The organism is Paraburkholderia sp. EG304 (assembly GCF_046543485.1).
GTDB lineage: Bacteria > Pseudomonadota > Gammaproteobacteria > Burkholderiales > Burkholderiaceae > Paraburkholderia > Paraburkholderia youngii.
On the sequence record NZ_JBKGUA010000064.1, the window covers coordinates 19,943 to 27,476 of the forward strand.

At 63.3% G+C, this 7,534-nt stretch carries 7 protein-coding genes and 1 pseudogene; 4 read left to right on the forward strand and 4 right to left on the reverse strand.

Annotated elements, in window-relative coordinates:
* Positions 1 to 83 precede the first annotated feature (83 nt).
* The 3 genes from ACLFKU_RS37610 to ACLFKU_RS37620 are packed head-to-tail and all read left to right on the forward strand — an operon-like array spanning position 84 to position 2,223.
* The gene (locus tag ACLFKU_RS37610; protein ID WP_410852554.1) at positions 84 to 818 is read left to right on the forward strand and encodes an SDR family NAD(P)-dependent oxidoreductase; all 735 of its coding nucleotides are present in this window, start codon (positions 84 to 86) and stop codon (positions 816 to 818) included.
* A 13-nt stretch (positions 819 to 831) separates the two neighbouring features.
* A complete protein-coding gene (locus ACLFKU_RS37615; RefSeq protein ID WP_410852555.1) occupies positions 832 to 1,599 on the forward strand; it encodes an SDR family NAD(P)-dependent oxidoreductase in 768 nt (255 codons plus the stop codon).
* A gap of 27 nt (positions 1,600 to 1,626) precedes the next feature.
* Complete coding sequence (locus ACLFKU_RS37620) at positions 1,627 to 2,223, forward strand: NADPH-dependent F420 reductase (protein ID WP_410852556.1); 597 nt, start codon at positions 1,627 to 1,629, stop codon at positions 2,221 to 2,223.
* A 117-nt stretch (positions 2,224 to 2,340) separates the two neighbouring features.
* On the opposite strand, the gene ACLFKU_RS37625 is transcribed toward ACLFKU_RS37620, so the two are convergent.
* The gene (locus ACLFKU_RS37625; protein WP_410852557.1) at positions 2,341 to 3,048 is read right to left on the reverse strand and encodes a pirin family protein; all 708 of its coding nucleotides are present in this window, start codon (positions 3,046 to 3,048) and stop codon (positions 2,341 to 2,343) included.
* A gap of 90 nt (positions 3,049 to 3,138) precedes the next feature.
* Entirely contained in the window at positions 3,139 to 3,903 is a 765-nt protein-coding gene (locus ACLFKU_RS37630; RefSeq protein WP_368585689.1) for an SDR family NAD(P)-dependent oxidoreductase, read from the reverse strand.
* A 142-nt stretch (positions 3,904 to 4,045) separates the two neighbouring features.
* Between ACLFKU_RS37630 and ACLFKU_RS37635 the strand changes: the two genes are divergently transcribed.
* A complete protein-coding gene (locus ACLFKU_RS37635; RefSeq protein ID WP_368585688.1) occupies positions 4,046 to 4,963 on the forward strand; it encodes a LysR family transcriptional regulator in 918 nt (305 codons plus the stop codon).
* Positions 4,964 to 4,999: 36 nt separating this feature from the next.
* On the opposite strand, the pseudogene ACLFKU_RS37640 reads toward ACLFKU_RS37635, so the two are convergent.
* A pseudogene (locus tag ACLFKU_RS37640) lies at positions 5,000 to 5,105 on the reverse strand (IclR family transcriptional regulator); the annotation flags it as partial.
* Between the two features lie 45 nt (positions 5,106 to 5,150).
* Positions 5,151 to 7,534, reverse strand: a 2,384-nt coding sequence (locus ACLFKU_RS37645) for an ATP-binding protein (protein ID WP_410852558.1), incomplete at its 5' end; no start/stop codon positions are given.

Consider the following 7,534-nt stretch of genomic DNA (forward strand, 5'->3'; position numbering starts at 1 on the left):
AGTATACATATTTAGTCAATTGGCTTCATGAATCAAGAGCCGCAGAATCCTGTTTGTCGCTTTCGTTTCCAAGGATGCATGACATGAACAGACTGAATGGAAAGACCGCCGTGATCACCGGCGGCGCTACCGGTATCGGCCGCGCTGCGGCTCAGCGCTTCATCGAGGAGGGCGCGTTCGTTTTCGTCTTCGGCCGCCGGCAGGAAGCGCTCGACGCCGCTGTGGCCGCCCTCGGGCCCAATGCACGCGCGGTGAAGGGCTCGGTCTCCGATCTGGCCGACCTCGACCGGCTCTACGCGGCGGTGAAGGCCGAGCGCGGAACCCTGGACATCGTCTTCGCCAATGCCGGGACGGGAAGCCCGCTTCCGCTCGGACAGATCACCGGCCAGCACATTGACGAGACCTTCGACACCAATGTGAAGGGGACGATCTTTACGGTCCAGAAGGCGCTGCCGCTGATGGGCTCAGGCGGTTCGATCATCCTGACCGGATCGAGCGCCGGCACCACAGGAGCCCCAGGGTTCACGGCCTATAGCGCGAGCAAGGCAGCGGTTCGCAACCTCGCCCGGACTTGGGCGGAGGACCTGAAGGGCAGCGGCATCCGGGTCAACGTGCTGTCGCCCGGGGCGACGGCGACCGAACTAGCGAAGGAGGCGCTAGGCGAAGAGGGGCAGAAGGCCTACGGTTCGATGACGCCGCTCCAGCGTATGGCCGATCCGGTGGAGATCGGGGCGGTCGCCGCTTTTCTTGCGTCGTCGGACAGCAGCTTCATGACCGCCAGCGAGGTCGCCGTCGACGGTGGCTTGGCACAACTCTGAGGGGAAAAATCAGATGACACGACCTCTAAAGGGCAAAACAGCTCTCGTTACCGGGGCATCACGAGGCATTGGCCGCGCCATCGCCGAACGGCTTGCACAGGATGGTGCGACAGTCGCGCTAACCTACAACGCCAGCAAATCCAGCGCGGACGAGGCGATCGCGGCAATCGAGAAAGCGCAAGGCAGCGCGTTCGCGATCCATGCGGATCTCGTCGATCCGGCGACCGTGCCGGCCTTGTTCGAGAGACTCGACGACGAGTTCACCAAGCGGAACGGAAGCAAGGCCCTCGACATTCTGGTCAACAACGCTGGCAATTCCGGCTGGGTTGGCTTCAAGGACGCGACGCCGGAGAGTTGGGACACCCTGATGGCGGTCTACGCCCGCGCGCCCTTCTTCATCATTCAGGCCGCTCTCGACCGTCTCGCCGATGGTGGACGCATCATCAACATTTCATCCGCTGCCGCCACCAAGCCCGTGACGGCTGCGCCCGTCTACTCGATGGCGAAAGCGGCCATCAACACCCTGACTCATACGCTGGCAATCGAGCTCGGGCCGCGTGGCATCACAGCGAACGCCGTAGCGCCTGGTTTCACGCGAACGGATGCGAACGCCGATTTTCGGGAGAATCCCGCACTCGTCAAGGCGGTCGAGGCCCAAATCGCGCTGGGCCGCTTTGGCGAGCCTTCAGAAATCGCGGCCGTGGTGGCGTTCCTGGCCTCCGATGACGGCCATTGGGTGACCGGCCAAACGATTGAAGCGAGCGGCGGTTACAAGCTCTGAGCGCGCCGGGAAACCAAGGAGAAACATATGAGCTACGCAATCATTGGCTTCGGCAAGATCGGCCACGCACTTGCCAGGGCGTTCGCGCGCAACGGCATCGAAGTATCCGTTGCGACTTCGCGCGACCCGGCAAGCTTTGCGTCCGATGCAGCAGCGGTCGGACCTACGATCATTCCCAAAACCCTGGCGGAAGCCGTCAAGGCGGACGTCATCTTTTTGGCTGTCCGTTTCGAGTCGTACGCGGAGGTCGCGAAGGTGCTACCCAACTGGAAGGGAAAGACCATCGTCGACGTGATGAACACGTTCGCCCCGCCTGCGGAACTGGACGGCCTGCCGTCCTCAGCTTTCGTCGCGAATGCGTTCACCGGAGCCAGGCTGGTGAAAGGCTTCAATCATCTGGCCGCGGCCGTCCTCGGCCAGGACCCGGCCGTACAGGGTGGCAGGAGAGTCGTGTTCCTCGCGAGCGATGATGACGGCGCCGCAGCGGAGATTGGTGCGCTTGCGGAAAAACTCGGTTTCGCGCCAATCAAACTTGGCGGGCTGTCGGAGGGTGGACTGCTTGTGCACGCGCGGGGAAATAACTGGGGACGACTGATCTTCAAGGACTTGATCACGTTCGACTGAAGACCCACGGTTTCCTTATCGCAAAACAGCCGATTAAAGCTACCAAAGCGTGTCTTGTGCCAAATGCGGAAACCAGCGAGGGATGTCATCGCGCCCGAGCCCAACGGCACACTTTTCCTACCGCAAAAGCTCGACTATCACGACATCAGTGTCGTCTCGCGCCACCAACGTAAGCTGCGATTCGTCGCGTACGGCAACTCCATCGCGTGGCGCGAGCCGGACTTCGCCGACATCAAGGCGACCATGATCGGCAACCAGATACGCCCGGCGCGACGTCGGCAGCACGTGGTGCAGCGTCGTGCCTTCGCGTAACGTCGCGATACGCACGCGCGCGTCCGCATGGATGGGCAGCGCGCCCGCGCACACATCGTCGGGATCGCCGCTCGCCAGCGTGACGAAGCGGCCTTCGCGACATCCGCGCGAACAGATACGCGTCGCCCAACGGGGCGTGCCGCCCGGCGTGCGTGGATGCAGCCAGATCTGGAATAGCCGCGCAGGCACATCTTCTTCGTTCCGTTCGGCATGGTGGAGCGCGGTGCCCGCACTCATCGCCTGTACGGAATCGGCGACCAGTCGCGCGCGATTGCCCGCGTCGTCCTCGTACGTGATCGCGCCCGAGCGCACCCATGTCACGATCTCGACGTCGCGGTGAGCATGCAGGTCGAAGCCCGAGCGCGGCGCGAACTCATCGTCGTTCCACACGTAGAGCGCGCCGAGCGGCGCATGGCCGGTTCGTCCGCCTTGGCCGACCCGGAAATGCGCTCGCGTGTTGAGCCAGTCGCGCCTGACTGCGCTACACGCAAGGTCAAGACGATGTTCGATCATGATGTGCCTGCGCTCGAATGCCTTACGCGCCGGGCGCGGGTGCGATTTCCGAAGACCGCCTCCGCTGCGCCCTGCACGCTCGAACTACGCCTAGATTTGCTGTTGGCCGCCATCGACGAACAACTCGATGCCGTTCACGAAGCTCGCGTCGTCCGAGGCAAGGAACAGCGCGGCGCTCGCGATTTCGCCGGGCTCGCCCAGACGTCCCATCGGGATCTGCGCGGCCAGGTAATTGGCAAGACCCTCGCGCTGGGCGGCGTCGTCACCGGCCAGATCGAGCAGGCCAGGCGTGCGCGTTGCGCCCGGGCTGATCGTATTCACGCGGATCTGGCGATCCTTGAGGTCCAGAATCCAGTTGCGTGCGAAAGAGCGCACCGCAGCCTTCGAAGCCGAATACACGCTGAATGCCGCCGTGCCCGCGCTACCGGCGGTCGAACCCGTGAGAATCACCGACGCTCCCCTGGCCAGCAGCGGCAGCGCCTTTTGCACCGTGAACAGCACGCCCTTCACGTTGCGATTGAAGGTGTCGTCGAAGTGCTCTTCGGTGATGTTGCCAAACGGCAGCATCGAACCGCCACCAGCATTCGCGAACAGTACGTCGAGGCGCCCCTGTTCTTCCTTGATCTGCGCATACAGCGCGTCGAGTTCGGCAAGCCTGGTGGAGTCGACGCGGGCGCCGGTTGCCTTGCCGCCCGCGTCGCGGATGCTCTTCACGGCGGCATCGAGTTCGGCCTGACGGCGGCCCGTGAGGTAGACGTGCGCGCCTTCGGCTGCGAAGCGCTGGGCGGTGGCAAGGCCGATGCCGCTGGTTGCGCCGGTGACGAGTGCGATCTTGTTGTCGAGTTTGCGTGCCATGGTGTTGCTCCTTTGGTGTCGTTCAGTGGAGGTTGAGGTTCGGTGTTGCGTGCTGCGATGTGAGGAGAATATCGACGGCTCGCCCTTTCCGAAATAGAATTGATTGCAATCTAACGTTGCAAAAATGAAAAGATGAGGGGAAATGGCGAAGCTGCCTGATTTCGAAGGACTCGCGATGTTCGCGAAGGTCGCCGAGGAAGGATCGTTCGCGGCCGCCGCGCGCGCGATGGGGGTATCGGTCGCTACGGTCTCGCGTGGCGTCGCTCGTCTGGAAGACCGGCTGGGCGCACGGCTTTTCAACCGTACATCGCGCCAGTTGTCGCTTACCGAGTTCGGCCGGACGATCTGCGAAAAGGCCGCGGAGATCTACCGTCAGGCCGAAGAGGCAGAAAGCGCCGCGCGCGAGATGTCAGTGCAGCCGCGCGGACTGGTACGCCTGGCCGTGCCGATGTCGTTCGGGCTGCGCTGGGTCGCGCCGCTGCTGCCCGGCTTCTTTCGCGCATACCCGGAAGTGTCGATCGACTTGCATCTTTCGGATGCGTCGGTCGATCTGGTCGCCGATGGTTTCGACGCCGCGCTGCGTATCGCCGCGCTGCCGGATTCGTCGCTGGTCGCCCGGCGGCTGTGCGCGGTCACACAGTTCGTGGTCGCGTCGCCAGCGTATCTGAAGCGCGAAGGGCGGCCCGCGCATCCGCGCGAACTGGTGGAGCGGCCATGCCTCTCATACGCGTACCGGGCGCGCAGCGATGTGTGGCGCTTCACGAACGCCGCTGGCGAGGAGGAGCCGGTCATGCCGATCGGCCCGCTGCGCGTGACGAATTCCGATGCGCTGCTGCCCACGCTGCTCGACGGGCTCGCAATTGCCGAGTTGCCCGAATTCATCGCTGGCGAATATCTGGCCGATGGCCGGCTCGAAGCGATCCTCACCGACTGGTCGCTGACGAAGGGTGGTCTTTACTTTGTCACGCCGTCGGCGCGCGCGCGTCCTGCGAAGGTGGCTGCGCTGTCCGATTATTTTGCGGAGCATCTGTCCGAGCCGTCATGGCGATGGCCGAAGTAATGCGTTCGACTAGCTGAATGTGTTGCCGCCCACGCTCAGACAGCGGAAACGAGCCGCCTTCGAGCTCCTGGTCGACGATCGCCCAACCTTGGCGGCGCACCTGCGCGATCGGTTTTTTCAATTCTTCCTTTGGTTGCGCGGTGAATATGTTTGTCCGAGAGCACCCTCCGTCGCGCAATCGCGACCATCAAGAAGAAACAGCAGCATGCTTAGGCACCGTAAACTGAACGACCGCGCCGCGCGGCGGCGAGTCAGTCGCCCACAACTGTCCGCCATGGGCGTCGATGATCGAACGGCAGATCGAAAGACCCATCCCCAGGCCGGTCGCCTTCGTGGTGTAGAACGCGGTGAATGCCGGTTCGGTACCGTTCGGGCCGAAGCCCGGCCCTGAGTCGCGCACGGTCACGAGCACGCAGCCTCCTTCGTCTTCCGCTGTGCTGAGACACACCTGTCGTACTCCATCGATGCCGCTCAGTGCCTCCAGCGCATTGATGATCAGATTGAGCAGTACCTGCTGCATTTCCACCCGATCGCCTTCAATAAGCGGCAAAGCTTCCGAGAGTTGCATCTCCAGCCGGGCGCCGCTCTTTTTCGCTTCGCCCTGGACCAGTTCGGCAATCTCGCGGATGGCTTCGTTGAGGTCCACCGGCTCCCTTCTCCGTGGCGCCTTCCTGACCAGTTGCCGGATTCGGTCGAGAACGTCAGCGGCGCGATTCGCGCCGCTGACGATACTGCCGAGCGCGCGGCTGGCCTCGTCGACATTGGCGGGCTCGCGGTCGAGCCACCGCAACGCGGCCCGAGCGTCGATCACCGTCGAAGCGATGGGCTGACTGAGTTCATGAGCAATCGACGCGGCGAGCTGCCCCATGGTCGCGACGCGATTCGCATGCGCCAGTTCGGCCTGCACGTCGCGATAGCGCTCTTCGCTGTCACGGATTTTCTTTTCCGCCTGCTTCTGCTCGGTCAGATCGAGAATGTAAGCCACGCCCTGGCTCGGCTGATCTTCGAATGCAGCGCCGCCGATCAGGACAGGTATCCGGCTGCCGTCTTTCCTGAAGAACTCCTTTTCGCTGGCTTGCATGGCGCCGGTCGCCTCGAGTTCTTCCAACTCGCGCGGGACGCGTTCTTGCCATTCGGGAGGCATCATGTCATACCATCGAAGCCCGGCCTTCAAATCCTCACGCTCGTACTGGAGCATGTGAAGGAATGAATCGTTGGCGTCGATGAGTCGTCCATCCACGCCCCAGATGACGATCCCAATGAGATTAGCGTCGACGAGGCGTCGGATTCTTGCTTCGCGTTGCGCGACGTCGCGATATAAACGGGCATTTTCGAGCGAAATTGCAGCCTGCGAGGCCACCAGCTTCAGCACGGCGATCCGCGCGGGGCTGAACACGCGCGCGGCGAGATTGTTCTCGAGGTAGAGCACGCCCATGAGCTTGGCGCCATTCATCAGCGGCAGGCACAGAATGGAACGTGCGCGATGCTGACGGACGTAGGGATCCGTGTCGGCCATCGGGTCCGTTGCGGCGTCGTCGAGGAAAATGTTCTCGCGCGTACGCAAGACCTGGTTGAGGACCGACTCCGGCAACATTGCGCCATTGAGCGGTGTGTCGGATAGCTGCACGTGGAGCCCGTCGCCGGCGGTGGTGGCTCTCGCGGCGATCCGCAGGTCGCCCGCATCCGACAGGATCAGCAGGCCCCGTTCGGCGCCCGCCTGTTCGATGGCCGTGCGCATGACCATCCCGATCAGCTTCTCAAGGTGGATCTCGCCTGACGCCGCCTGCGACACCTTGATCACGGTTGCCAGCTCGAGGTGCTCGATGGGCGCTGCCATCGTATTGGTTGGTCCGGGCACCGTCTCTTCGGTCCTCAGATACGGATACTGTTCCTCGAGTTGACGCACCTTGCCGATGGCGCCCCAACGCAGATAGCCATAGCGGGCGTCCTGCATATAGGTACGCGCAATTCTTCGGAGGCCGCGAGCCGCATAAAAGCGGGACGCGAGTTCGCTGGCCAGCGCCTCGACGTGGACGAATCCGCTATCCTGCGCCGAATCGATGGCCTGCTCGTAGAGCATCTCGGCCTCGACCACTCGGCCTTCGATGCGCGCGATCTCGGCGCCGACCAGTGCGGTATGACTTGCGAAGTTCTCTGCGCAGAGATCCGTCCAGATGCGCAGCTGGTTGTGGCGGGCAATCAGCGCTTCGAGGTGCTCCTGGGGGTCGCCGGCGGCGACGGAGTCGCACAGCGCAGCCCGCGCCAGCGCCGCATAGAAGTGATATTCGGCCTCGTCGAGGAACGAGTGCGAGGTCCAGAGCAGCCGTTGTGCCTCCGAGGCAGCAGTCATGGCCGCCTCGTGGTCGCCGGCGAGATAGCGCACCTGGAGCTTCCGGATCCAGTACCAGCATGCAGCGGCCGACAGGGACGGCTTTGCCCGATATTGCTGTTCGGTGCGAGCTTCGTTGAACTGCGCGTCGTCGAGGCAGCCGAATACCGGCGTCAAGCCGCGCAGCGTCCGGATGACCGCAAGCTGGTCTTCGATAAAGTGAATCGCCAGCGCGAATTGCA

What these genes read in the sequence shown, in the direction of transcription:
- ACLFKU_RS37625 (WP_410852557.1), bottom strand. Translation starts at nt 3,048, where the DNA reads ATGATCGAACATCGTCTTGACCTTGCGTGTAGCGCAGTCAGGCGCGAC.
- ACLFKU_RS37620 (WP_410852556.1), top strand. Translation starts at nt 1,627, where the DNA reads ATGAGCTACGCAATCATTGGCTTCGGCAAGATCGGCCACGCACTTGCC.
- ACLFKU_RS37630 (WP_368585689.1), bottom strand. Translation starts at nt 3,903, where the DNA reads ATGGCACGCAAACTCGACAACAAGATCGCACTCGTCACCGGCGCAACC.
- ACLFKU_RS37615 (WP_410852555.1), top strand. Translation starts at nt 832, where the DNA reads ATGACACGACCTCTAAAGGGCAAAACAGCTCTCGTTACCGGGGCATCA.
- ACLFKU_RS37610 (WP_410852554.1), top strand. Translation starts at nt 84, where the DNA reads ATGAACAGACTGAATGGAAAGACCGCCGTGATCACCGGCGGCGCTACC.
- ACLFKU_RS37635 (WP_368585688.1), top strand. Translation starts at nt 4,046, where the DNA reads ATGGCGAAGCTGCCTGATTTCGAAGGACTCGCGATGTTCGCGAAGGTC.